We start from the raw sequence: 25030 nt of genomic DNA, 5'->3' as shown, positions 1-25030 counted from the left end.
CCTGAAATGATGTATTGTCATTTCGGGGCATTTCAGCGCATAAGGCTGACGTTTTATTTTCATAAATTGTTTTGATAAGATCGATCATGAACACAAAATCGATTTTTGCCACTGTTTTTCGCTTCATATAGCGCCGTATCTGCATGGAGGAAAACAGACTGAAACGCTGGATGGTACTGTTCGTCCCATGTTATGAGACCTGCTGAAATAGTCACCTGAGGATCTGTTGTATTTGGAATTTTTGCAACGATTGTAGCTGCTAATTCGATTGCTTCTTTCTCATTAATATTTGGGATATACACAGACATTTCTTCTCCACCCCAGCGTGCACAGATGCCACGAGCTCCAATCGTTTCTTTTAACTGTACCGCAATTTGCATAAGAATCTTATCACCAATTTGGTGACCATACGTATCATTAATACGTTTGAAATTATCAATATCAATAAGTAAAAACATCCCTGATTGATCATTTTTAAGAGATTTTTCTACATACTGATCTAAATAACTTCTTGCATATAGTTTTGTTAAATGGTCCAAATCTACCATTTCTTGAAGTTGATTACGTAGTATAGAGTTTGCAATTGCTAAAGAAGAGTGATGGATTAATGATTGCATTAATTTAAAGCTATCAAATGAAAAGAAATATGGCTCCTTGTGCAACACAATACTAAAGCCATTAATTTTTTCTTCCATTAAAATCGGGATTGCCATAATTGAATGATATTCAATTTGATTAGGGGTTAATCGACTGAAATCGGCAATAAATAGTGGATCGTTGGTATGTTCAAAATGATGTTCAACATGTTTTATATATGTTTGACCCTTCTCTGCATTGAATAAGGCTGTACTAGCATCCGTCACTTTAAAGGTATCATTATGTTTAAAAGCGAAACAAACTTCCATTGGTTGAAAAGATTTCATTAACTGTTTTTGAAGGAAAAGTAACATTTCATTTATGTCAATCCTCATATTTAAACGATGCGATGTTTCATTGATGAGTTGTAAATCACTTACAAGGCGATGTGATTGATGATATAATTTCGCATTTTCTAACGCATTTCCAGATGTTTGTGCTAGCATTCGTACAAAATCTTTTTCAGTCGTTGAAAAAAGATATGTTGTAGGTGCACTTACTTGTAAAATACCATAAATAGCTTGTCTTCCTTTTATAGGGGCGTTTAATAATCGACAATTCAAATCGCTTGCTAGCTCCGTCGTCAGCTCTCCTGAGACAAAAGCCTCAATTGTCGCAGGTCTTTCAGATAAGTAATCAAATAGCTTAATATCGATCGTCGTATGGCGGTCTTGATCATTCGATAGTATAAGCTCTACATTAAACTCTGGAAAATTATCCTTAATATTTTTCAAGACATTTTCTAAAATTAAATCAATATCCATAGTGGAATGAAATAAATCTGTCATATTGTACAATTTTCTATATTGATCTTCATTCACTTTTACTTGAAGATTTTCTCTAATTATCTGAAAGAACTTCGTGAGCGTTGCAACAAACTCTTCCCCATAATCCGAAGCCATAAAGTCTGTCCAGGCATCGGTTGCCTCAACGAGTAGCACACCAATTGGAGTTTTGCCATCTGTTTGGAAAAGTACCATATCGGTCATCATCATATATGCTTCTTTTTCTTTTAATATATAAGGGACTTTTACCAACTTCTGTTGATAAAAGCTAGCTTCAATCATTAACCATGACACAGCATTTAGTTTTGTTTCAATTGTTAAAGTAGCCATTTCTTCAACAGGTATTAAAGAATTACCTTCGAAACCAAGAAATGCCGTTTTTACAATTCCAAAGCGCTTCTTTAGACACTGTTCCAATGAGCAAAAATACTCATTAAAACCGGCTTGTTCCTTAGAACTCACCCAAATGCTCAAAACATCTGATTTTATATATTTTAGCGTTTGTAAATGGTCTGTCATGAAATCACCTTTTCTATATAACGTCCAAATCAATACTATTAACTTATAGTATAGTATACATAATTTGTGTCATTTTGACTATGTTATTCTATTTTACTTTTACATTTTACATTTTACACTGTACCATTAACTACTCTTGTGTATCGAAATATGTACAAAGAGGAAATTTATACTATTACCCTTTTTCGAAAATAGTTAGTCTAATAATTGACGTCTATGTATTAAGCCGTTACAATGGAGTTTGTGTAAAATAAACGCAGCAGTGGTATGAGCTTATTACTGTATTTTATTCCTCTATTCTATTTAGTATAACTAAACAGATTCTAAACAAATAGATGGTGTATTGCGTAACCTAACGGCTGCATAGGCGAAAATACATGAAAATAAAATGCGTATAAGAATGGGTACTACTGGTTTTTGTTTTACAACAAAAAAACCAAATTTAAAGGAGGAGACAACATTATGTCTCGTTATACAGGTCCATCTTGGAAATTATCACGTCGTCTTGGTATCTCACTAAGCGGTACAGGTAAAGAAATCGAAAAACGCCCTTACGCACCAGGTCAACACGGTCCAAACCAACGTAAAAAATTATCAGAATACGGTTTACAACTTCAAGAAAAACAAAAACTTCGTCACATGTACGGCATGAACGAACGTCAATTCCGTACTCTATTTGACCGCGCTGGTAAAATGAAAGGTGTACACGGTGAAAACTTCATGATCCTTCTTGAAACTCGCCTTGACAACCTAGTTTACCGTTTAGGTTTATCTCGTACTCGTCGTGGATCTCGTCAATTAGTAAACCACGGCCACATCTTAGTAGATGGCAAACGCGTTGATATTCCTTCATACAGCGTAAAACCAGGTCAAACGATTTCTCTTCGTGAAAAATCTCAAAACCTTGCTGTAGTAGCAGAAGCAATCGAAGTAAACAACTTCGTACCTGACTACTTAACATTTGATGCTGACAAAAAAGAAGGTACATTCACTCGCCTTCCAGAGCGTTCTGAATTATCAGCTGAAATCAACGAAGCATTCATCGTAGAGTACTACTCACGATAATTAAATTGCTCTACAAAGAGTAGTTTAGAAAACCCTAGAAAGCCTTTTATATTAAGGTTCTCTAGGGTTTTTGCTTTTAATAATGTATTACATATCGTTATTTCCGAGCTAAATATTAACGCATTTGTAGGTATGAATGACTAAACACATAGATTGGGTACTGCTTCCATCTTTTTTTGTTGGTCCATTATAAGAAAAGTTTACTTACAAAAAAACACTGTTTGACACAGTGCATTTCTAGGTACATTAGATAACCCTTTACAGATAATCGTGGAAGGTAACTTTATTTTCGAAATAACTACAGTTAGCACAAAGATAATCTTTATTGATAAATATAGCACTGTTCATATTTGACCAAGGAATATGTTCAGAACATCTTTCGCATTTATCTACATACTTATCACGTAAAATACCATTCTCTAAAAAAACATACCATTGTTTATCCGATAAACTTTCAGGTCCATTTTTTATGACAAGCCACGATATTTCTAACGCTTCACTGTCGTCAAATCTATTCTCGCTAATTAGTTCTTTCAAATATGAAATAAATTTAGATGATTCTCTTAATATTCTCTGTTTAAGTTGGTCTCTTTCCATAAAACTTCTCCTTTTTCCATCTACTTCAATTCGACAAATGGGGAGGATCTCCTTCCAATTTTAAATAATTCCCTCTCCCAATATCCCACTGTTATCTCCCTTTCTTATTAAACTATCCTGCATCTGCATCGTTAGTTTAATAATACTCAAATTAAACCGATTTGGAAATTTTTATCTACTTCACCATTTCAACAGCTCTAAGCGAAAACGCAGTTCTCACGTAACGGCAGCAACAACGCCAAAAAGTTCAAATTTTCACGATAACAGCCGTAGTTGATTTTGATACAATTTCTCTCTCCAGCTTTTTTCGTTTAGTTCGCAATAAAAGCCCTACCATTAGGTAAAGAATTGTAGTAATAATGCCTGCCGTTGGGGAAACAAGGAATTCTTTCCCTTGAGCAATTTTAATATAGCCATCAAGAATAAGCGGATTTACAAGCGCATCTTCTGTCATATGCATAAGGACAAGTGGCCATATACTTTTCGTCATTAAATAAATTTCTGTATACATTACTGTCCAGCAAATCATCGTCACAATACCTATTAACGCAAATAGCCATCTATCTACAGGAAGTACACTGAAGATATCACTTTCTGATAGGAACACCAAAAAGTACGGAATATGCCATGCTCCCCAAACACTACCAACAGTACAATATAACCGAAAATCATTTACTTTTAGCGTTAAAAGTTTACTTGTCAAATACCCTCTCCAAACGGATTCCTCAAAAAAGTTTTTAATAAATTGAATCAGTAAACCACCAACGAAAACCGAAACAAGCGCATCTAAATTAAAATCCGAAAAATCCATCCAGCCAAATTGATCGCTTACTAACAAAACTATAGAAGTGACGCCAGGAAAGATTAGGAGCGAGACAATATACCATTTTATGTTACCTTTCAAATTAGGTAATAAGCCAATATCTCGCCAACCATCTCCCGCAAAGGCACGTAACAGTATAGTTGTCAGCAGTGGAAACACTAGCCAAATGCCCATTCCAAGCGTGTCACCTCTAGGCTGTTCAGGGACGAAGCGATCTACAAAAACACCAAGCCAACCACATAGCAAAACAACAACTATAAAGATTATTAAGTTGCGTTTTGTTTTCATTTTTCAATCCGCCTCCCTGTTTTCAAGGATTGAAATAACCCACATCGTATCGGGACAAGGAGTTTCGGGATGCAGTGCAATGTATTGAGCGATTCCTTGAATAGAACACCAAAATGCTACTGCAAGGGCTTCAGCATTACCCTGTTTAATTTCACCTAGCATTTGCCCTTTCTCTATTAATGGAACACTCTTTCTTATTACTTTATCTGCTTCCATAAGCATTACTTTTAAATCTTCCGACAAGGAATCAAGATGTTGTGCATTCTCCATTAGGACAAACATTTTTGCTGCAGATGGGTTTGTACGAATCATGTCAAACAACTCCTCAGCAGCAGCTGTAAAAATAGCTAATGGGGATTCGTTAGTAAAACTAAAATCCATCTGAAGTCTTTCACACCCTATGCGAATTAGCTCTTCATAAAGCTTTTCCTTAGAGTCAAAATAATGAAAAAGCAACCCCATGCTCATATTAGAAGCTTTAGCAATATCAGCAACTTTCGTTTCACCATATCCTTTCCGAATAAACAAATCTAATGCAGATTGTAAAATCAAGGCCCTTCGTTGTTTTTTTTGTTCATGTCTAATTGACATCTCCCCCACCCCTTTATTGAATATATTTTCATTGTAATAGTATTCAATAAAATGGCAAATATTCCTGAAAAGTGCCCAGAAAATAAAAACTTTAATAAGTTTTCATTTCAGTTTGTAAATATTAATTAATATATACCAATGAAAAAGGAATCCTTTTATCTTTATGGAAATCTAAATAAGACATATTAAAAATTCAAAGGAGGAAATATTGGGGGTTTCTGAACTTACTGTGCGGGTTTTAGTTTATAGTGGCATTATGATTTTTTCTTAGTTCCCTTTAAAAAGCATCAAAGCAAGGAAATAAGCGTCCAATTACTTTTAAAGAAAATCTGTTACATTACTTTTCATAAAAAAGCTTTACTGGCTCTTCTTGTAACCAACTTTTTATTAGTAGCAATTTGGTTCGGTTATAAGCAGGAGGTATATCATTTTAATGCTCATAGCGGTTATCCTCCTATCAGTTCAGATTCAACGGCAATTTTCTATATGCGCACTTTACTCGGATATACGGACATTCTTTATGTAACTCTCGCATTATAGATTTCCTTAAACAATTTAAAAAGGAGGGTCAAATAATTTTAAATATTCCTATAAACTATGACGATTTTATGTACTTCAAAATAGTAATTACACAATAAAAAAAACTTAACCACTACTATTATAGTAATAACAAAATATCAGTTATTTACTATTCAACACTTCTTTAAAATAGAACATATTTCAAAAAAATATATTTTGTTTTCATAGGAAAACGATTTTTAAACCTTTTTAAAATCAGCGCTTCTAGACAATTCAACCTTCTGCTAACTAAAAAATAAGGCTAACTTTTTTGTAAAATAATAACACAATTAAAATTAACAATTTTAATAAAAATACGAGTTGAACTTTTACAAAGAATAGAATACTATGAATTTCGAAAGGTGGTTCACCATCATTCAAGCAATAACAATTTTTTTAAAGGGGTTGGAAATATGTCAGACGTTCTAAAGCAATTTGTTATGCCGAAAACAAACTTATTTGGACCTGGAGCAATTCAAGAAGTTGGTAAACGCTTAAATGATTTAGAAGTGAAAAAGACATTAATCGTAACAGATGAGGGCTTACACAAACTAGGTCTCTCTGAACAAATTGCTAACATCATTATAGCTGCTGGAATTGATGTAGTAATTTTCCCGAAAGCAGAACCAAATCCAACAGATCAAAACATTGAAGATGGGATTACAGTGTATCATGCTGAAAACTGTGACTCGATCGTTTCTCTTGGAGGAGGTAGCGCACACGATGCAGCGAAAGGTATCGGACTTATTGCTTCGAATGGTGGACGCATTCATGATTACGAGGGCGTTGACAAATCACAAAACCCATTAGTGCCATTTATCGCTATTAACACAACTGCTGGTACAGCAAGTGAAATGACTCGCTTCACGATTATCACGGATACAGCTCGTAAAGTGAAGATGGCTATTGTGGACAAACATGTTACTCCACTACTATCAATTAATGACCCAGAGCTAATGATTGGCTTACCTCCTGCTCTAACAGCGGCAACTGGTTTAGATGCATTAACACATGCGATCGAATCATTTGTATCGACAAACGCAACACCAATTACTGACGCTTGCGCTGAAAAGGTACTTCAGTTAGTTCCTGAATATTTACCACGTGCCTATGCAAACGGTGCTGATTTAGAAGCACGTGAGCAAATGGTTTACGCACAATTTTTAGCAGGCATGGCGTTTAATAACGCTTCACTTGGCTACGTACATGCAATTGCTCATCAATTAGGTGGCTTCTATAATCTACCACATGGTGTTTGTAATGCTATTTTATTGCCTCATGTTTGTCGCTTTAACTTAACAGCACGTACTGAGCGTTTTGCAAAAATTGCTGAATTGTTAGGTGAAAACGTTGAAGGATTAAGTAAACGTGATGCTGCGGAGAAGGCAATTGTAGCAATTGAAAATCTTTCTAGCGATTTGAACATTCCAAGTGGCTTCCGCGAACTAGGTGCGAAGGATGAGGATATTGAAATCTTAGCGAAAAATGCAATGTTAGATGTATGTGCTGCAACAAACCCACGTAAGGCAATTTTAGAAGACATTAAACAAATTATTACAAATGCGATGGGCCCTGTAGCGAAAGAAGAAGAATCACTCGAAGCTATCGCACTTTCTTAATAAGTAATCAGAAGGCATGTCTCTTGGCATGCCTTTTTTTATTGAGAAAAACATTCTGTCATTGTATGTGATTCCAACACTAGCTATACTTTTCTTAAAAAGAATTGGAGATAAGAAGATGCGTTTAATATCAATTTGTCCTAGTAATACCGAGCTTGTTGCTTATTTAGGTCTGACTGATCAGCTTGTTGGAGTCGATGATTTTTCGGATTGGCCATTAGCAGTAAAAAACTTACCTCAGCTTGGCCCAGATTTATCAATTGATATGGATGCATTAGAGGCGTTGCAGCCTGATCTTGTACTCGCATCCTTAAGTGTCCCTGGCATGGAAAAAAATATTGAAGCATTACAAGCTAGAAATATTCCCCATATTGTTTTTAATGCTAATTCATTAGAGGAAATCGCACAGGATCTCCATACTTTAGGTAAAGCCTGCGGAGTTGAAGGACGTGCAAAAGAAATTTCTGAGGAATATTTACAATGTATCGATTGTCTTCGCACAGTTGCTCAAACGATCCCTAAAAAACCAACTCTCTATTGGGAGTGGTGGCCAAACCCTATCTTTACACCAGGTAACATAAATTGGCTAACTGAAATAAGTGCCATTGCTGGTGGGCAAAATCTGTTTCAAGATGTAGAACTAGCAAGCGTGCAAACTGATTGGGCTGATGTTGTAAGGCGCGACCCAGACTATATTATGATGGCTTGGGTAGGGGTTGCATTTGAGCGTATTCAACCGGCTAATTTATTAAAGCGTGCACAAGCGCAGGAGCTTCAAGCCGTTAAAATGAAACAGCTTCACGTAATGGAGGAATGGCTTTATTGTCGCCCATCACCACGCCTCATAGAGGGTGCATTAAAGCTAGCGAATATGCTCCACTCCGAAGAATATAAGCACGTAAGGCTTCCTAGTTTTTTAACTAACAAATTGTTAGTGGCATTGTCTTACTAAACAAAGTGTGGCTGTTCAGCTAAGCAAAGGGGTTATTTAGCGTGTATTTTCGAGGCATATTACTTTTTTAGAGTGATAAAGCGCAGCATCAGCGCATGCAAAGCTAAGATAGCAGCTAAATGTTCGCCCATAGGAGAGCGCTCCTTGACCATTTTTCAACCAAAAGAAAGAAACATCCCCTCAAATTTCGAGGGGATGTTTGACATGTTTGTTCGGATTAAACAAACTTCACCATATGGTATTTTTTCTTGCCGCGACGAACGATGCTGAATGCATCTTCTAAACGATCTTTGCCGTCGATTACATATTCTAATTCAGTGACTTTTTCACCATTCACGCTAATCGCACCATTTGTTACGTCTTCACGAGCTTGACGTTTTGAAGGTGAAATACCCGCTTCCACTAATAATTCCACAATGTTTTTATCTTCTTTCGCCAATTCAATAGAAGGAACATCTTTAAACGCATCCTTCATTTCATCAGCAGAAAGTGCTTTTAAGTCTCCAGAAAATAAAGCAGCTGTAATGCGGATTGCTTGGTCTAATGCTTCTTGACCATGAATTAAGCGAGTCATTTCTTCAGCTAGTGCTTTTTGCGCCTTACGTAAATGTGGTTCCTCTTCTACAGATACTGCTAAAGCTTCAATTTCTTCACGAGAAAGGAATGTGAAGATTTTTAAGTATTTTACAACGTCAGCATCTGCAGCATTAATCCAGAATTGGTAGAACTCGTATGGAGATGTTTTCTTACTATCTAACCATACAGCTCCACCTGCTGTTTTACCAAATTTCGTACCGTCTGCTTTCGTTACTAAAGGAATTGTTATACCAAAAGCTTTCGTTTCTTCCTCATGTGTTTTACGAATAACTTCTAAACCTGTTGTAATATTCCCCCACTGGTCAGAGCCACCTACTTGAATACGACAGTTGTAATGGTTGTATAAATGATTGTAATCAATACCTTGAATTAAAGTATACGCAAACTCAGTAAATGAAATCCCTGTATCAAGGCGTGATGCAATCGTATCCTTTGCTAACATGTAATTCACGTTAATTAATTTCCCATAATCACGTAAAAACTCAATCGTATTTATATTGCCAATCCAGTCACGATTATTCACTAATTGAGCACCATTACCATCTTCTGCAAAGTCAAAAATACGCTCTAATTGACTACGGATACCTTGAACATTTTTATCAATTTGCTCAACAGTTTGTAATTGGCGTTCTTCCGAGCGACCAGATGGATCTCCAATCATACCAGTCGCACCACCAACTAACAAAATCGGACGGTGGCCTGCTTTTTGGAATCGACGTAGCGTTAAAAGTGGCACAATATGCCCAATATGCATAGAATCCGCAGTTGGATCAACACCACAGTATAAAGATACAGATTGTTCATCTAATAATTTTTTCATACCTTCAGCATCAGTTTGTTGGTATAACAATCCACGCCATTCTAAGTCTTGTAATAATTCGTTCGTCATTATTATTCCTCCTAAGTGTTTAATATGTTGTGTAGGGAGAATTATTTTAGAAACAAAAAAGTCCCTACACGCAAAACATTGCATGCAGGGACGTTAATAACTAACGCGGTACCACCCGGCTTGAAGATGTCATCCATCTTCCTCTTCATTCAACCGCCTTTATCGCAGGCGCGCACGTCTAAGCTCCAAGCACGTAATTCGTCTCTACATTATGACCAGCTTTCACCAACCGCTGGCTCTCTAAACAGGGAATATAGACACTACTGCAAGCTCTTCATCACTAGAAAACTATAAGCATTATTCTATACGATTCTTTTTCATTGTCAATAACTATGTTCGACCTAAATCAATATGTGCTATAATAAACAAGATTTTAGGAGGTCGATACATTGAAAGATTGGATTGAGAAAATCAATGCAAAGATCGATGAATTAATTCAACAAAAATGGATGAAGAAATTACGTATTTCAGGAAGTGTTACCTGGAACTTATTTTTACTATTTTTAGTCTTTGCATTGGTAGGTACTGTATTTGCCGGGTCAGTTGGCGCTGGCTATTTTGCGTCACTTGTAAAAGAAGAGCCACTACGCTCAAAGCAAGAATTACGAAATGAAATTTTCAACTACGATTCAACAAGTGAGATTTATTTTGCCAATGATATTTATATCGGAAAATTACGTACAGATTTAGACCGTCGGGCAACAACATTAAACAATATCGCACCTGATGTTATTAATGCGGTATTAGCGACAGAGGACGAGTATTTCCGTGAACATAACGGAATAGTTCCGAAAGCTGTCATCCGCGGGCTACTTCAAGACGTCACAAACTCTTCCACTCAAACTGGTGGTTCTACACTAACACAACAACTTATAAAAAACCAAGTATTAACAAACGAAGTATCTTACGAGCGAAAAGCAAAAGAACTTTTACTCGCAATGCGTTTAGAGCACTTTATGAAAAAGGAAGAAATTTTAGAGGCCTATTTAAACATAATTCCTTACGGTCGTAACTCTTCCGGTCGAAACATTGCAGGGGTTGAAACAGCTGCTGAAGGTATTTTCAATGTAAAAGCAAAGGATTTAACGCTTCCTCAAGCAGCGTATATAGCTGGTATTCCTCAAGCACCTTTTACTTACACACCTTTTACAAATACAGGTGCACTTAAAAGTAAAGAAGCTCTTCAACAGGGTATTGATCGTATGAAAACTGTACTTTATCGCATGAAAGACGCAGGTTACATTAACGAAGCTCAATATAAAGAAGCACTCGCTTATGATATTACCGCTGACTTCCGTTCACCAGAGATGCGCACAGAGGATCGCTACCCATGGCTAACATATGAGCTTGAAAGTCGCGCGACAGAAATTATTGCTGAAAAACTAGCGGTAGCAGATGGTATTGATCCAGAACGCTTAAAAAATGAAAAAAAATTAAAAGATAAGTATACGATACTAGCAGATCGTGATGTCCGTTCAAAAGGTTATCGCATCTATTCAACTATAAATAAGGATATGTACGATGCGATGCAAAAAGCAGCGGAAAACTTCAAAAATTACGGTCATACTTACACCGTTAAAGACAAGGATCCTGCAACAGGTGAAGCAGTGGATACTGAAATGCCTGTACAGGTCGGCAGTATTTTAATTGAAAATAATACTGGACGTATTTTAAGCTTTGTCGGTGGTCGTGACTTTGAATTAAAAAATTATAACTATGCTACACAGGCAAAACGCTCAAATGGCTCAACAATGAAGCCATTACTCGTATATGCACCTGCAATAGAATACGGTGTAATCGGTGCAGGTAGCCCATTAGTCGACGTAAAATTCTCTGTTGGCAGTTGGAGTCCGAGCAACTATATTAGTAATGATGAACGAGGACTTATACCTGCACGTGAAGCTTTAGCTAGTTCACAAAACTTATCTGCTTTACGTCTATATTATGATATTCTTAACAGACGTCCTGCCGATTATTTAGTAAAAATGGGGATCTCAACTTTACAACCTGATGACTTTACAAACCTTGCAGCTGGGATCGGAGGAGTAAAAGATGGTATTACTGTTGAAGAGAACACCAACGCCTATGCAACTTTCGCAAACGGCGGTCAATTCATTGACGCTTATATGATTGATAGAATTGAAGACCAAAATGGAAATATCATATATAAACACGAAGTTAAACCTGAACAAGTGTTTAGTCCTGAAACTTCTTATATCGTTACAGATATGTTACGAGATGTGTTAACACAAGGAACAGGTACAGTTGCAAGAAATTCACTTAAATTCTCTGCTGACTTTGCTGCTAAGACAGGTACTTCGCAAAATTATAAAGACGTTTGGCTAGTTGGCTATAACCCGAATGTTTCTCTTGGTGTATGGATGGGTTATGATAACAATCAATCACTGTATACATTTAATAATACGTATCAACAGCCTAGTGTGCGAATTAACAAGCTATGGGGATCATTAATGAATTCTGTGTATGATGTCGATCCACAATTAATCTCCCCAAAAACTAGATTTAAGCAACCGAAAAACGTTGTTACTGCATCATTCTGTGGTATTTCTGGTCTAGCACCTTCAGCAGCATGTGCTAATGCTGGTCTCGTACGCTCTGATTTGTTTAACGCGAAAGTATTTTTACCTTCGCAGCCTGATGATAGCTTAGCTTCCTCAAAGGTTGTGACGATTAAAGGTAAAACGTATAATGCACTCCCTAACACACCACCAGAATTTGTAAAACCAGGTGGCGCAGGTATTAATCAGGCATTTATTAAACGAATGTTAGGCAGACTTGGCGGTAATCCAGCCAGCCTACTACCAAAAAATTCGACATTATCGAATTCATCGGTATCAGCTGTTGATTTCCCGGCAGATCACAATTCGCCAGCAGCAGTAACCGCTTCAGTTAATGGCAATACATTATCTTGGACAGGCTCTTCAAATGCTGTTGTCGGTTATCGAATATATAAAGTAACAAACGGTGGTAAAACGCTTGTCGGATCAGTGCTTGAGTCATCACAAAGTATGACGGTAGCAAGTGGTCAAGCCTATGTTGTTGTCGCTGTCGATATTACAGGTTTAACTTCATCGCAATCTAATGTCGTTTCTACTGGTGGTATTGCGAATGACAAACAACCTGAAAAAGACAAGGAAGAAAAAGATCCTCCAACGACCCCACCTACTAACGGGAATGACTCGAACCATAACGGAAACGGTTCGGAAAATGGCAATGGGTCAGATGGTAGTAACGGGAACGGCTCAAACAACGGCAATGGTTCTGGAAATACCGGAAACGGCTCGAATAACGGCAGTGGTTCTGGAAATAACGGAAACGGCTCAAATAACGGCAGCGGTTCCGGAAATAACAGCAATGGCTCAAATAACGGGAATGGTTCCGGAAACACCGGGAATGGCTCAAATAACGGGAATGGCTCTAACGGAGGAGACAACGGAAAACCAACTCCACCGACTAATCCACCAACTACCCAATAATCATCTTACACGGCATACTACAATTAAAAGTAATTGTAGTATGCCTGTTTTTTTGTCATTATAAAGGGGACTACTAATTTGAAGGGGTGGAAATAATTGGACATTTTAGTTTTAGGAGGCACTCGTTTTTTTGGTAAAAAGCTTGTTGAACTCTTTATTCAAAACGGTCATAGCGTAACTATTTTAACACGTGGACAAAGCGGGAATCCTTTCGGCACAAAGGTGAAGCAGCTAATCGTTAATCGAGATGATGCCGATTCGTTGTCACAGGCACTATCCAATACAACATGGGATATTGTCTATGATAATATTTGCTATTCTCCTAACGAAGCTCATAAAATATGTGAAATTTTAGAAAGTAAAACGAAAAAGTTCGTTTTTACATCTACTCTATCAACCTACGAAATAGACGGCATTGTCAAAACAGAAGAAGATTTTAATCCATATGATTATGAAGTTCGGATGGGGAACCGTGAAGATTTTTCATATGGAGAGGGTAAGCGTCAAGCAGAGGCAGTACTTTTCAAAGAAGCCACATTCCCTGTTGTCGCTGTACGTTTCCCGATTGTTATGGGGGAAAACGACTATACACGCCGTTTACATTTTCATGTTGAACGAGTTTTACAGGAACAACCTATTTCATTACCAAATATCGCAGCAAAGATGAGCTTTATTACGGATGACGAAGCAGCTGCATTTTTATACTTTGCTGGCATTACACCAATTGAAGGACCTTATAATGCCACAGCTGCAGGTGCAATTTCGTTAAAAGATTTGCTTGGGCTTATTGAAAAAACGACCGGAAAGTCTGCAAAAATTTCTCTGGTAGGTAACGATGAAATATCGCAGTCACCATATGGGGTTCCGGCAGATTGGTATATGTCAACTACAAAAGCAGAAGCGGCAGGCTTTACATTTAGTCAACTTCATGATTGGCTCCCTACTCTAGTGAAAACTTTAGTAAAAGAGCTTCAATAGGATTTTACTAAACTACCCAAAAATTGCGGATGACATTTTTTAAAACGTATTCTGCTTGGAGTGAAGGCTGAGCGACTCCTTGGGGATCGCTGAGACTTTGGAGCGAGCACCGCGAGTGAAGCGGCTTATCGAACGTCTCCAGGAAGCGTTGCTCTGTGCGAAAGCGCAGTGTAACGCAGCAACAAAGCGCCCAGCCGGAACGGAAATCAACCCCATGTTATGATGTTAAGTCTTTTTTGATAAGCATTAAAACAATCTGCTAGATTTCTTACAAAGAAAGTCTAGCAGATTCATTTTCATCGTATTTAATTGTCCAGATACTATAACAGTATCGTTTTTAAAATCGCAATTGCCTCATCTATCTCCTCTTTTGAAACGGTTAATGGTGGTAGTAGACGAATAACATTTGGTCCTGCCCCTACTAATAATAAGCCATTTTCCTCTGCTACAGCTATATACGAGGCTACCTCAGTATCGCCACAACCAATGCCAAGAAGTAAGCCCTGGCCTTGTACCGTATATGTAGACGGTAGATTCTCCTTCAACTGCTTAACAAAATACGAAGATCGCTCCTGCACATTTTGTAAAAAAGCAGGCTCAAAAACATGATTAAGCACGGTTTCAGCAACACTCATCGCAAGTGGGTTTCCACCGAATGTTGTCCCATGTGTGCCAGGACTAAATGTTTCATATAGCTCGGCTGTTCCAAGCATTCCACCAACTGGGAATCCTCCACCTAGCCCTTTTGCCAATGTCACGATATTTGGCTTTAAAATCGTTTGCTCATAGGCATATCTTGTTCCTGTTCGTCCAATACCTGTTTGAACTTCATCGATTATTAGTAATATTCCTTTGTCGTCACAGGCTTTAGCGATTGCTGCTGCGAATTCTGGTGATACACTATTAACACCGCCCTCACCTTGAATCATTTCAAGCATAATTGCAGCAACAGAATCGTCAATCGTTGCTTCAAGTGCTGCCACATCGTTAAAAGGAAGAATCGTAAATTTTTCAACAAGCGGTCCGAAGCCATTATGTACATTGCCCTGCCCTGTTGCGGACATCGCTCCAAAAGTTCGCCCATGAAAGGATTTCTCAAAAGTAATAATATGATTTTTTCCGGTATGCTTGCGTGCGAGTTTGATGGCCGCTTCATTTGCTTCCGCCCCACTATTACAGAAAAATGCATAAGAAAAGTGAGTATCTGCTATTAATTTTCGCGCAACCTTTTCCTGACCGGGAATATCAAATAAATTAGAAATATGCCAAAGTTTTTCACTTTGATCATGAATAGCCTTCACGATTGCAGGATGTGAATGACCAAGACTCACTACAGCGATTCCACTTGTAAAATCTAAATATTTTTTCCCAGCTGAATCTTCTACAACAGTTCCTTGCCCTTTGACAATTTGGGCGCGGCGCTTGCCATAGTTTCCAAATAAAGCACTCATTTTATCAACTCCTACTAAGTTTGCTATAACAATCATTTTCACTAAACAACTATATTGCTCCTTCTATACCATAAGAACGGTCACCCTTATGAAGAAGAAGAATGACTGTTACTGCGTGAGGATGAAGGGAAACTTTACTCATTCGGGTTTTCTTCACCCCCCGGATAAAATCGTCGTACCCACTAAGGATTCTCCAACAATTTGCACGGATGGAATACCTGCACTTAAGCATTCGAGAGCTCCTTGAACTTTAGGTATCATCCCACCATAAATTTGCCCCTCCTCAATCCATTGATTGATAGAGGAACGTGTTGCTTTCGGTTGATATTCATCATTAATTCGAATACCGCTTACATCCGTTACTAGTAATAGGCTATCCGCATCTATCGCTAATGCTATTTCACTTGCTATCGTATCTCCATTAATATTTAATGCCTGACCATGTTCATCTGATCCCACGCAAGCAATAACCGGTACAACCCCGGCACTCATTACTGCTTCTAGCAAAGATGTATTGATGGTTTTCACTTCACCAACAAAACCGTATACATCTTTATCTAGAAAATCTGCTAAAATTAACTGTCCATCAAAGCCGTTTAATCCAATTGCAGCAATGCCAGAAGTTGTTAATTCATGAACAAGCGTAGGATTGACCTTTCCTATTAACGTTGACTGTACAATATCCATTGCAGCTTTGCTCGTGACACGAATACCATTTAAAGCATGTGATGCTATTCCGCGCACCGCTAGTTCACGGGTAATTGCTGGGCCACCACCATGGGTAATAATAAGCTGTATGCCGCTTTCTTGGAGTTTTTTAAAATTCTCAAAAAACGACTCATTTAAGCTATCTAACGTACTTCCACCAAGCTTAATGACCATTCGTTTACGAGCGGTATGAGGCATTGATTTGAACGTAGTCATAAGTGAGATCACATCCCCAAGCATGCCCTTTGCCTTCCCCAATACCAAGAGACACATAAATTTTCACTTCATGCATTTTTAAAATTTGAATTAACCCATCTTCCGAAAATGGCACTGGCTCACCATTTTCAACCATTGTTACACCGCCAATTTGTATCGTAATTTTTTCCGGATCAACCGTTGCGCCACTATAGCCTACAGCAGCAATAATACGTCCCCAGTTTGCATCACAGCCAAATACTGCCGTTTTCACAAGTGGTGAACCAACTACTGTTTTAGCAATTTTACGTCCTTCTTCATCCGAAAATGCCCCTTCAACTTCAACCTCAATCAGCTTCGTTGCACCCTCACCATCTTTAGCAATCATTTTCGCTAAGTCTTCAGCTACTGTTTTCAATGTATAGTAGAAGTTTTGCCAATCTGGATGGTCAGGAGTTAAAGCCGCATTTCCTGCTAAGCCGTTTGCCATGACAACTACTGTGTCATTTGTAGATGTATCCCCATCCACTGTAATTGCATTAAACGTCATATTTGTTATATCAGATAATGTAACCTGTAGGACATCTGATTCAATATTTGCATCTGTCGTAATAAAACCTAGCATTGTTGCCATATTTGGTTCAATCATACCTGACCCTTTTGCTACGCCAGCGATTATAATCTCTTTGCCATCAACAATAGTACTGTAACTTGTGTTTTTCATAACCGTATCTGTTGTCATAATCGCCTGTGCAAAATCAATAGCACTTTCTAAATTATCCTTTGGCTCTAACTGATTAATCCCATTTGCCAGTGGCTCCATATTCATCATTTCACCGATGACACCAGTTGAGCAAACACCTACTAAATTTGCCCCAATACCTAGCTTTTCTGCCATGATGGCCTGCATTATTTGGGCATCCTTTGCACCTTGTCTTCCTGTACATGCATTAGCATTTCCGGAGTTGACAATCATCGCCTGCATTTTCTTCGTTGTGTACACAACCTCTTTCGTTACTTTTAATGGTGCTGCCTGTATAGCGTTCGTTGTAAAGACACCTGCTACACTTGCGGGTACTTCACTAACTAACACAGCTAAATCTTTTTTCTTATGCTTTAAACCACAATGTAAACCCGCAGCTTTAAAGCCCTTTGGTGAAACAATATTTTTACTTGATAATTTTTTCATAATACTTGTGGATGCTATTAATGTCATAAAATCTTTCCTCCTTAGTTAATCAATTTTACTCGGCATATAAGAGTAGCTGACGCTACATAAAAGATTCACTCCAATTAAGTTACAAAAAGAACGGCACGACATCTAATCCTGTCGTTTGTGGTAAATCAAATTGAACGTTCATATTTTGAATGGCTTGCCCTGCAGCCCCTTTGACTAAATTATCGATGGCGCTAACAATTGTGGCACGATTCGTACGACTATCAACCTTCACCAAAACGTCGCAATAGTTCGAACCCTTTACTCGGTTTGTTCCTAGACTATTTACATCTGTAACGATCCGTACAAACGGATGCTTTTCATAGGCATGCTGTAAACAAGCTACTAGCTGATGCTCTGTAACACCAGACATAACAGGTGCATAAGAAGTAGATAAAATCCCTCTAGTCATTGGCACTAAATGAGTATTAAAAGAAATGGTTGTATCAACCCCTGCAAACATTGAAATAGCCTGCTCTATTTCCGGGATATGCTGATGTGTATTCGTTTTATAAATTGAAAAGTTTTCGTTTGCCTCACTAAAATGCGTTGTTTGCGATGGTTTATTTCCTGCCCCTGAAATCCCACTTTTCGCATCAATCACTAAAAAGCTTGAATCAATCAATCGTTCTTTTAGCAATGGTAACAACGAAAGTAAAACGGCTGTTGGATAACACCCTGGATTTGCGATAAGAGGAGCATGTTGAATATTTTCCGCATTCCATTCAGTTAAGCCATAAACACTTTGTTGAATGAATTCTAATGGCGCCGCTTTTTTACCGTACCATGCTTCATAGCTTGCTGGATCTTGTAAACGGAAATCACCAGACAAGTCTATTAAATTAGGACCTTTCCCCACCAATGGCGGTAATAGCTCACTTGTCACTCCTGAAGGGGTACTTGTAAAAACAACATCAAATTCCTCTAAAGTTCCATAATCAATTTTTTGTAAAGGTGTATCGGCAATATGAACGAGATGACCAAACTTAGAAGAAAAAATGACGCCTTCTTCTGAAGATGTGAATAAATCGATCCGTTCCACCGCTTTATGATTATGTAAAAATCGAATAAGCTCTAATCCACCATATCCGGTTGCACCAACAATTCCTACTTTCAATGCACTCACCTCTGAATTAAGTTAAAATTAGTATACGTCTGCATATTTATTAAGTCAACTGAATTTTTATTTATTTATTTAATTTTCACAAACTTCATTTAATGAATGCTTTTAAAAAAGTTTGGATAACTACACGCTATAAAACAAAGAGAATACTCAAGATAAAAGCTTATCTTTTATAAAGTATTGGGGGCATCCGATGTGCCGCTTCACTCGCGTTGTGATCGCTCCAGGGTCTCGGGCCAACACGATGTTGGTCACGAAGGCGTTATCACAGGATGTGATGCTTTTAGCCTTCGTTCCTCTATCGCTGACACCCAAGGAGCCGCCCAGCCTCCACTCCAATCAACTAATATACATGGCATACGATTTAACAAATGTGATTTCCTACTTTTGATGATATGCTCCAAGTAAATTTACTTACTTGAATCAATTTCATAAATCATATTTTCCAAGAGCTAGACTACTCCTATTAAGAAAACTTACGTTTATAAAAATTATGCTGCTTGAGTTTTTGTCTGTAATAAAGCATTCAGACGATCTACTGCCAACTTGCAGGCATTATAGATAAAAGTCACCAGATTGAAGTGAAGTTTCGCCTTTCTTCTTGTTCTTTGACGGACATTGTTTAACTGAAAATATTGCTTTTGGTATGCATTTACACGTTCAACGGCTGTGCGCTCTTTATACAGTTGTTTCCATAGTTCAAGGCCACGTGCTGGGATACGTAAATTTCCGTAAATCATTGTTACACTTGATTTCGTACACATGTCGGTCTGAAATGCTCATCCAATCTAAGATACTCGCCTTCGTTGCGGATATTCCGTCGCTCGGATTTCTTTCCGTCGCTTCGCCTATTCCTTCCGTTGCTCTGGCTATACTTTCCGTCGCTTTGACTCTTCCTTCCGTTGCACGGATTTCTTTCCGTCGTTTCGCCTAAAAAATATTCTTAAAGAAGATCCTCAAGCAGATATTTTACAAAATGATCAATTAATCTATATAAAAGCATCCGATCAAGAATCTCTAAAAAAGGGTGATTTTATAAAAGAAGACAAAATTGGAGAAATAAAAAAACGACGACATCCACTCTATTTTTCAAAGATTTTTATGCTACTAAACTGCCAGTGAATTTTCGCTACAAATGATCATGATACTTACACGATTATTGTCGAAATAGATGGTAAGCAAACATTATATATGGCGCTAGTAGAGGGCTAATGCTCCCCCACATGTAACTGGCAGAAAAAAAGAAAGCAGGAATTTTTCGTCGACCGAACAAATTCCTGCTTCTTATAATTAATCTTCCATCGTAGATAAATCACCAGTTGGTAAATTTAACTCCCACGCCTTTAACACACGACGCATAATCTTACCACTGCGTGTTTTTGGTAGCTTATCCTTAAATTCGATTTCACGTGGTGCTGCATGTGCAGATAAACCCTTCTTAACAAAATTACGAATATCCTCTATCAATGTAGGTGAAGGTTCAACACCTTCACGTAATGACACAAAGGCTTTAATAATTTCACCTCGGACAGGATCTGGCTTTCCAATTACCCCTGCCTCTACTATATCGGGATGCTCTAGTAGCTTACTTTCTACCTCGAAAGGACCTACCCGCTCACCAGCTGTCATAATAACATCATCAACACGCCCCTGGAACCAGAAGTAACCATCATCATCCATATAGGCAGAGTCCCCAGACACATACCATTCACCTTTTAAGAAATAGGATTCATAACGCTCTGGATTTCCCCAAATTTGACGCATCATTGCAGGCCAACCACGTCGAACCGCTAAATTCCCCATTGTAAAAGGTGGTACTTCATTACCAGCATCATCAACAATTGTCGCATGAATACCTGGTAGTGGTTTACCCATTGAGCCTGGCTTAATATCCATGGAAGGATAATTACAAATCATATGCGCACCAGTTTCAGTCATCCACCACGTATCATGAATACGGTGACCTAGCTCATCAGTCCCCCAACGAATTACCTCTGGATTTAACGGCTCACCAACAGATAAAATATGACGTACCGAAGATAGATCAAAGTTCTCAAGCATACCACTACCAGCACCCATTAACATTCTGAAAGCAGTTGGTGCACTATACCAGACTGTTACACTATAATCCTCAATAGCTTGGTACCAAGCTTGTGGTGAAAATCGCCCACCAACAATTAGCATTGTGACACCATTTAACCATGGGCCAAAAATGCCATATGCTGTACCTGTCACCCATCCTGGATCAGCCGTACACCAGTAAATATCGTCTTCACGCAAATCTAATACCCATTGGGTAGATTGATATTGTTGAAGCATTGCATTATGAACATGCAATACGCCCTTTGGAGCTCCAGTTGATCCAGAAGTATAATGAAGAATCATACCGTCCTCTCTGTCCATCCATTCAATATCAAATTGAGAAGGTGCCTCTTTCAAACGTCTGTTGAAATCTAAAATTTGTGGTGTTTCCTCTATATCAGATCCTACTAAAAAGACGTGTTGCAAATGCGGTAGCTTCGCTAAAGGTACACGTTCAAGTAACTCTGGTGTTGTCACTAATACTTTAGCTTCGCTATCTAGAAGTCTGTCATAAACTGCACCTTCCATAAATGCCTCGAATAGTGGACCTACAATTACACCCATTTTCAATGCGCCTAATAAAGAAAAATAAAGCTCCGGTGAACGCGGCATAAAAATAAATAATCGATCACCTTTTTCTAAATTTGTTACTGCCTTAAAAACATTTGCTGCTTTATTCGTCAGCTTTTTCATTTCATTGAAAGAATAAGCCTCTTTACGCTTTCCATCATTAAAATAAAGTGCAACTTTGTTTTTTCGATGCGTTTCTGTATGACGATCAATTGCCTCATATGCCATATTTACAAGCCCTGTTTCATACCAACTGAATCCCTTTTCTGTCTCTCTCCAATCATGTGTTGCCGCAACTTTCTCATAATCAAGCAAATTATATTGCCCAGGTAAAGCATTCAACTTCTCCAACATTTTCATCCCCATGAAGCTACCCCTCTCTTTGCTATCGCCTTAGTACATTAGTAAGCAAATTTCAACTCTTCGTAATTTCATTATTTTCCCCCTTCAAAATTCGCCACCTTCTCCAAAGACAACTACGTTATGCAGCACTTGTTATACAACAGTTTAAGCGGTGTAAAAATAGTGAATTCCTATTCACACTACATTCATCTGTTGAATAACAGATGCAATATACAACTATTTTACACGAATTCATTAAGAATGTCTTAATATTTCTATTTTTCTAAAAACGCAGGTATATTTTGTAAAAGATAGCGTTTTTCCGCAGGAAATCAGCTATAATGGAACTATTAAACTCAGGTGGTGTCATTATGGAACACAAAAAAACTTTTTTTTCTGTCACAAAGGAAACAAAGCATGGTACTGTGTATGTGGAAGGACCTGTTCCTCCAGAAAAATTAGCTACATATTCATTCCACGAAGGCTTGGTTGCTTTTAGACCTCCAAAGCAACAGCAGCAAGCCATTATAGAAATTGCAGGACTTCCTGAAGGACGAATTATTATTATTCGAAATGAAAACATTATTGTAGGATACGTCACTTATCTATATCCCGATCCACTTGAACGCTGGGCGGAGGATCGAATTGATAACATGATTGAACTAGGTGCTATTGAAGTCATTCCGGACTATCGTGGTACAGGTGCTGGTAAAGCACTACTAGCCGTATCTTTTATGGGGGATGAAATGGAAGACTATCTTGTTATCACTACCGAGTATTATTGGCATTGGGACTTAAAAGGGACTGGTTTAAACGTTTGGGATTATCGAAAAATGATGGAGAAAATGATGGGCTCTGCCAACTTCGAATATTTTGCGACAGATGACCCTGAAATTACATCACATCCCGCTAACTGCCTGATGGCACGTGAAGGCAAACGCGTGCCTCCTGAGACAATGGAAAGATTCGATAGACTTCGCTTTAGAAATCGCTTCATGTATTAAAACCAACACAAAGGGGATGAGTATATGATCGTAGAAGAAATTATGAATGTTGAGCCCTACACGCTGGCTCCGACAAATACAGTGGTTGAAGCGCTGAAGTTCATGCGTGAGAAAAAAGTACGTCATTTACCAGTTGTAGATGAGGAATATCATGTTCTTGGGGTGATCACTGAAAGAGATATTAAAGAGGCATTGCCTTCCTCGTTACGGGATGAGCCTAATTCTCCAGTTTTTAATGCAAAAGTGGAAGAGATTATGATTAAAAATCCAATTGTCGGTCATCCACTGGATTTCGTAGAGGAAGTAGCTCTTACTTTTTATGAATCTAAAATAGGCTGTTTACCAATTGTCTCTGGAGGAAAATTAGTTGGGATTGTCACTACTACCGATTTACTCTATACATACTTAGAGTTAACAGGTGCCACTGAACCCGGCTCAAAAATAGAAATTCGTGTATCCGATACACCAGGAATATTATTTGAGATTACTAAAATTTTTCGTAAACACCATGCAAATGTCCAAAGCGTCTTAGTTTATCCCGACTCTGAAAATACGCAAAATAAAATTTTAAGTATCCGAGTAAAAACTCTCAATCCACTAGCTATGATTGAAGAACTTCGTAAAGAAGGCTTTGATGTATTATGGCCTAATTTGCCAGGTGTTTCATTACAATGAAAAAAGCAGTATTTATATACTCACCAGAGCAACTCGGATATAAATTTTCAGATACCCATCCTTTCAATCATAAACGCTTGACGCTTACAATGGATTTGTTAAAGAATATTGATGCTCTTGATGATTTGAATATCGTTCCAGCTCGTGTCGCAACAGAGGAAGAACTTTTACTTGCACATGATCCAAAATATATTGAAATCGTTAAAAGAGCAGGACATGGTGAGCTTTCAGAGGCACAATGTGAAAGCTACGGCATAGGCACCGAAGATACACCTATTTTTGAAAATATGCACGAAGCAAGTGCACAGCTTGTCGGTGGAACATTAACAGCTGTCGATTATGTTATGGAAGGAAAAGCCGAGCATGCCCTCAATCTAGGAGGAGGGCTACACCACGGCTTCCGTGGCCGTGCATCAGGTTTTTGTATTTATAACGATAGTACAGTAGCTATTCGCTATTTGCAGGAAAAATACAATGCTCGTGTACTTTATGTAGATACCGATGCCCATCATGGAGATGGGGTGCAATGGAGTTTTTACGAAGATCCAGATGTTTGTACATTATCTATTCATGAAACAGGGCGCTATCTTTTCCCCGGAACTGGTAATATTACGGAACGCGGAAATGGACAGGGATATGGCACTTCTTTTAATTTTCCAATTGATGCTTTTACAGAAGATGAGAGTTTTCTAGAAATATATGAAAAAGCTATGCGAGAAGTCTTTGAATTTTTCAAGCCGGATGTTGTGTTAACGCAAAACGGCGCAGATGCACATTATTTTGATCCTTTAACACATTTATATGGAACAATGAACATTTATAGAGAAATTCCAAAACTTGCACATAAATTAGCACATGAATATTGTGGAGGGAAATGGATTGCCGTTGGTGGTGGAGGCTATGATATTTGGCGTGTTGTGCCTCGCGCATGGTCGATGCTATGGCTTGAAATGACAGATCAGCAATTACCAACAGGACCCCTACCTCAAGCTTGGTTAGATCGTTGGCAGCCTGAAGCACCAGTGCCTTTTATTCCAACTTGGGAGGATCCAAATCCATTGTATGAGCCAATCCCTCGAAAGGCAGAGATTGAAGAAAAAAACGCGCAAATGTTAACCAAAGCACTTCATATTATTCGCAATGAAAAACACGTTTAACACTATGCCTCACGACAATCGTGAGGCTTTTATTTTTACTTTAGTCCACTATCAGTCACTCTTGGCATTCTAGCCATCAATTCGGCTTTCAATCCGTCTATAAAAAAACACGC

The 25030-nt window shown here is 38.1% G+C and carries 18 protein-coding genes, 1 pseudogene and 1 other annotated feature; of the genes and pseudogenes, 8 read left to right on the top strand and 11 right to left on the bottom strand.

Annotated features, from left to right (window positions below; genetic code table 11):
• Positions 1–59: 59 nt before the first annotated feature.
• Positions 60–1940, bottom strand: a complete 1881-nt coding sequence (locus tag C7Y47_RS10640; protein WP_142508771.1) for a sensor domain-containing diguanylate cyclase — start codon at positions 1938–1940, stop codon at positions 60–62.
• Between the two features lie 462 nt (positions 1941–2402).
• On the opposite strand from C7Y47_RS10640, the gene rpsD reads away from it, so the two are divergent.
• Positions 2403–3005 (top strand): 30S ribosomal protein S4, encoded by a 603-nt coding sequence (rpsD, locus tag C7Y47_RS10635; protein ID WP_142508770.1) that lies wholly within the window; start codon positions 2403–2405, stop codon positions 3003–3005.
• Positions 3006–3263: 258 nt separating this feature from the next.
• Here the strand turns inward: rpsD and C7Y47_RS10630 are convergent, their stop codons facing one another.
• The 3 genes from C7Y47_RS10630 to C7Y47_RS10620 all read right to left on the bottom strand — a co-directional run bounded on the left by C7Y47_RS10630 (position 3264) and on the right by C7Y47_RS10620 (position 5304).
• Positions 3264–3602: a hypothetical protein gene (locus C7Y47_RS10630; RefSeq protein ID WP_142508769.1), complete on the bottom strand. Its 339-nt coding sequence runs from the start codon at positions 3600–3602 to the stop codon at positions 3264–3266.
• 247 nt (positions 3603–3849) lie between these two features.
• Positions 3850–4713: a CPBP family intramembrane glutamic endopeptidase gene (locus C7Y47_RS10625; RefSeq protein WP_142508768.1), complete on the bottom strand. Its 864-nt coding sequence runs from the start codon at positions 4711–4713 to the stop codon at positions 3850–3852.
• A gap of 3 nt (positions 4714–4716) precedes the next feature.
• Complete coding sequence (locus C7Y47_RS10620) at positions 4717–5304, bottom strand: TetR/AcrR family transcriptional regulator (RefSeq protein WP_142508767.1); 588 nt, start codon at positions 5302–5304, stop codon at positions 4717–4719.
• 971 nt (positions 5305–6275) lie between these two features.
• On the opposite strand from C7Y47_RS10620, the gene C7Y47_RS10615 reads away from it, so the two are divergent.
• Positions 6276–7481, top strand: coding sequence for an iron-containing alcohol dehydrogenase (locus C7Y47_RS10615; RefSeq protein ID WP_142508766.1), 1206 nt, complete (start codon positions 6276–6278; stop codon positions 7479–7481).
• 118 nt (positions 7482–7599) lie between these two features.
• Positions 7600–8433, top strand: a complete 834-nt coding sequence (locus C7Y47_RS10610) for a cobalamin-binding protein (protein WP_142508765.1) — start codon at positions 7600–7602, stop codon at positions 8431–8433.
• Between the two features lie 217 nt (positions 8434–8650).
• On the opposite strand, the gene tyrS is transcribed toward C7Y47_RS10610, so the two are convergent.
• Positions 8651–9919, bottom strand: coding sequence for a tyrosine--tRNA ligase (gene tyrS / locus C7Y47_RS10605; protein ID WP_142508764.1), 1269 nt, complete (start codon positions 9917–9919; stop codon positions 8651–8653).
• 83 nt (positions 9920–10002) lie between these two features.
• Positions 10003–10206 (bottom strand) — a binding site (T-box leader).
• 102 nt (positions 10207–10308) lie between these two features.
• On the opposite strand from tyrS, the gene C7Y47_RS10600 reads away from it, so the two are divergent.
• Both C7Y47_RS10600 and C7Y47_RS10595 read left to right on the top strand, forming a co-directional pair.
• Positions 10309–13416, top strand: coding sequence for a transglycosylase domain-containing protein (locus tag C7Y47_RS10600; protein WP_142508763.1), 3108 nt, complete (start codon positions 10309–10311; stop codon positions 13414–13416).
• A 96-nt stretch (positions 13417–13512) separates the two neighbouring features.
• Positions 13513–14394 carry an NAD-dependent epimerase/dehydratase family protein gene (locus tag C7Y47_RS10595; protein WP_142508762.1) on the top strand — a complete coding sequence of 294 codons (882 nt, stop codon included), beginning with the start codon at positions 13513–13515 and terminating at the stop codon, positions 14392–14394.
• 320 nt (positions 14395–14714) lie between these two features.
• Here the strand turns inward: C7Y47_RS10595 and C7Y47_RS10590 are convergent, their stop codons facing one another.
• From C7Y47_RS10590 to acsA, 6 genes and pseudogenes are all read right to left on the bottom strand, one after another.
• On the bottom strand, positions 14715–15845 hold the full coding sequence (locus C7Y47_RS10590; protein ID WP_142508761.1) for an acetylornithine transaminase: 1131 nt from the start codon (positions 15843–15845) through the stop codon (positions 14715–14717).
• A gap of 153 nt (positions 15846–15998) precedes the next feature.
• Entirely contained in the window at positions 15999–16769 is a 771-nt protein-coding gene (gene argB / locus C7Y47_RS10585) for an acetylglutamate kinase (RefSeq protein WP_142508760.1), read from the bottom strand.
• Positions 16732–17964, bottom strand: a complete 1233-nt coding sequence (gene argJ / locus C7Y47_RS10580) for a bifunctional glutamate N-acetyltransferase/amino-acid acetyltransferase ArgJ (protein WP_142508759.1) — start codon at positions 17962–17964, stop codon at positions 16732–16734. Before argJ ends, argB begins: the two co-directional genes overlap by 38 nt.
• Before the next feature lie 82 nt (positions 17965–18046).
• On the bottom strand, positions 18047–19081 hold the full coding sequence (argC, locus tag C7Y47_RS10575) for an N-acetyl-gamma-glutamyl-phosphate reductase (protein ID WP_185903457.1): 1035 nt from the start codon (positions 19079–19081) through the stop codon (positions 18047–18049).
• A gap of 497 nt (positions 19082–19578) precedes the next feature.
• Positions 19579–19849: pseudogene (locus C7Y47_RS10570) on the bottom strand (transposase); the annotation flags it as partial.
• 528 nt (positions 19850–20377) lie between these two features.
• On the bottom strand, positions 20378–22105 hold the full coding sequence (gene acsA / locus C7Y47_RS10565) for an acetate--CoA ligase (protein ID WP_436970105.1): 1728 nt from the start codon (positions 22103–22105) through the stop codon (positions 20378–20380).
• Positions 22106–22452: 347 nt separating this feature from the next.
• On the opposite strand from acsA, the gene C7Y47_RS10560 reads away from it, so the two are divergent.
• Genes C7Y47_RS10560 through C7Y47_RS10550 form a run of 3 tightly spaced genes read left to right on the top strand, consistent with a single transcriptional unit; the run spans position 22453 to position 24917 of the window.
• A complete protein-coding gene (locus C7Y47_RS10560) occupies positions 22453–23085 on the top strand; it encodes a GNAT family N-acetyltransferase (protein WP_100542416.1) in 633 nt (210 codons plus the stop codon).
• A 24-nt stretch (positions 23086–23109) separates the two neighbouring features.
• Entirely contained in the window at positions 23110–23760 is a 651-nt protein-coding gene (locus C7Y47_RS10555) for an acetoin utilization AcuB family protein (protein ID WP_142508756.1), read from the top strand.
• A complete protein-coding gene (locus C7Y47_RS10550; protein WP_142508755.1) occupies positions 23757–24917 on the top strand; it encodes an acetoin utilization protein AcuC in 1161 nt (386 codons plus the stop codon). The genes C7Y47_RS10555 and C7Y47_RS10550 overlap by 4 nt, the downstream gene beginning before the upstream one ends.
• Positions 24918–25030 lie beyond the last annotated feature (113 nt).

Origin of the sequence: Lysinibacillus sphaericus (assembly GCF_006864135.1) — a bacterium.
Taxonomy (GTDB): Bacteria; Bacillota; Bacilli; order Bacillales_A; family Planococcaceae; genus Lysinibacillus.
This window is presented reverse-complemented; position numbering and strand designations above follow the sequence as displayed.

Excerpts from the sequence above, each read along its gene's own strand:
- tyrS (WP_142508764.1), bottom strand. The coding sequence starts at position 9,919 with ATGACGAACGAATTATTACAAGACTTAGAATGGCGTGGATTGTTATAC.
- C7Y47_RS10610 (WP_142508765.1), top strand. The coding sequence starts at position 7,600 with ATGCGTTTAATATCAATTTGTCCTAGTAATACCGAGCTTGTTGCTTAT.
- C7Y47_RS10620 (WP_142508767.1), bottom strand. The coding sequence starts at position 5,304 with ATGTCAATTAGACATGAACAAAAAAAACAACGAAGGGCCTTGATTTTA.
- acsA (WP_436970105.1), bottom strand. The coding sequence starts at position 22,105 with ATGGGGATGAAAATGTTGGAGAAGTTGAATGCTTTACCTGGGCAATAT.
- argB (WP_142508760.1), bottom strand. The coding sequence starts at position 16,769 with ATGACTACGTTCAAATCAATGCCTCATACCGCTCGTAAACGAATGGTC.
- C7Y47_RS10630 (WP_142508769.1), bottom strand. The coding sequence starts at position 3,602 with ATGGAAAGAGACCAACTTAAACAGAGAATATTAAGAGAATCATCTAAA.
- C7Y47_RS10590 (WP_142508761.1), bottom strand. The coding sequence starts at position 15,845 with ATGAGTGCTTTATTTGGAAACTATGGCAAGCGCCGCGCCCAAATTGTC.
- C7Y47_RS10615 (WP_142508766.1), top strand. The coding sequence starts at position 6,276 with ATGTCAGACGTTCTAAAGCAATTTGTTATGCCGAAAACAAACTTATTT.
- C7Y47_RS10640 (WP_142508771.1), bottom strand. The coding sequence starts at position 1,940 with ATGACAGACCATTTACAAACGCTAAAATATATAAAATCAGATGTTTTG.
- C7Y47_RS10550 (WP_142508755.1), top strand. The coding sequence starts at position 23,757 with ATGAAAAAAGCAGTATTTATATACTCACCAGAGCAACTCGGATATAAA.
- C7Y47_RS10560 (WP_100542416.1), top strand. The coding sequence starts at position 22,453 with ATGGAACACAAAAAAACTTTTTTTTCTGTCACAAAGGAAACAAAGCAT.
- argJ (WP_142508759.1), bottom strand. The coding sequence starts at position 17,964 with ATGACATTAATAGCATCCACAAGTATTATGAAAAAATTATCAAGTAAA.
- C7Y47_RS10555 (WP_142508756.1), top strand. The coding sequence starts at position 23,110 with ATGATCGTAGAAGAAATTATGAATGTTGAGCCCTACACGCTGGCTCCG.
- rpsD (WP_142508770.1), top strand. The coding sequence starts at position 2,403 with ATGTCTCGTTATACAGGTCCATCTTGGAAATTATCACGTCGTCTTGGT.
- C7Y47_RS10625 (WP_142508768.1), bottom strand. The coding sequence starts at position 4,713 with ATGAAAACAAAACGCAACTTAATAATCTTTATAGTTGTTGTTTTGCTA.